This is a genomic window from Deltaproteobacteria bacterium (genome assembly GCA_011773515.1).
In the GTDB taxonomy this organism is placed as follows: domain Bacteria; phylum Desulfobacterota; class Deferrimicrobia; order J040; family J040; genus WVXK01.
Map to the genome: position 1 here is coordinate 327 of WVXK01000046.1, position 915 is coordinate 1,241.

General features: G+C 54.7%; 2 protein-coding genes. One reads left to right on the plus strand and one right to left on the minus strand.

Features of this window, described 5'->3' with window-relative positions; genetic code table 11:
- Positions 1 to 398, minus strand: a 398-nt coding sequence (locus GTN70_04330; GenBank protein NIO16215.1) for a hypothetical protein, incomplete at its 3' end; no start/stop codon positions are given.
- Between the two features lie 118 nt (positions 399 to 516).
- Between GTN70_04330 and GTN70_04335 the strand changes: the two genes are divergently transcribed.
- The coding region (locus GTN70_04335; protein ID NIO16216.1) for a hypothetical protein at positions 517 to 915 on the plus strand (399 nt) is incomplete at its 3' end.

Here is a 915-nt window from a genome sequence, read left to right on the forward strand (position 1 = left end):
GAACGCCCTACACGCCCTACGGCTACTTCAGAGGCAAGGTGCCTAACCGCGAAGCGCTGTTCTGGAAGATACGAGAGGAATTTCACCGCTTCATCGACGTCGAATCCATCTGGAAAGACGTCCTCAGCGCCTGCGTCCTCTTCAGCTACCAACAAGAAAAGCTGCTCACCGTCCCCTACATCTTCGTCTACGGCGACAACGAAAGTGGAAAAAGCACGGTTCTCCAACTGCTCAAGGTCCTCTGCTACCGACCCATGTACGGCGTCACCGTTCCCGCCGCAGACATCTACGGCTACCTCGAAGACGTCGACGCCATCGGCTGCATCCTCGAAGACGAAGTGCAAGGCATCCGCAAAGACATCGACAAGATCAAAATCTACAAGGCAGGCTACAAGCAAGGCGCCGTGGTTCCCCGAACCCTCTTAACGCAATACGACCGCATCATCAAATACTACAACACCTTCTGCTTCAAAGCCTGCGCCAGNNGGCTTCCGCGAACGATTCATCGAAATCCCCATGGTCGAAGGCTACCCACCCAAGGAATGGACCGACATCACCACCGAAGACCGCCAGCGCCTCGACGACCTCCGCAACATGCTCCTCAAATGGCGCCTCCTCAGCCGAGAATGGCAGCTGCCAAACCCAACCCTGTCAATCAAAGGACGACTGAAAGAGCTCTGGAAACCCCTCCTGCAAATCACCAACGGCCTAACCATCCACGAGACCCTCGAAAAATTTGTCGAGGACCAAAAGAACGAAAGGCTACGCGCCAAACAGAACACCCTCGAAGGCCACATCGTCAAGGTCATCACAGAACTGCACAACGCAGCGAACGCAAATCCAGTTCCCTACATTCCTTTTCAGACTATCTGGCTAGGATTAGCCGAGGACCTCGATGGAAAGATCGACGACAAG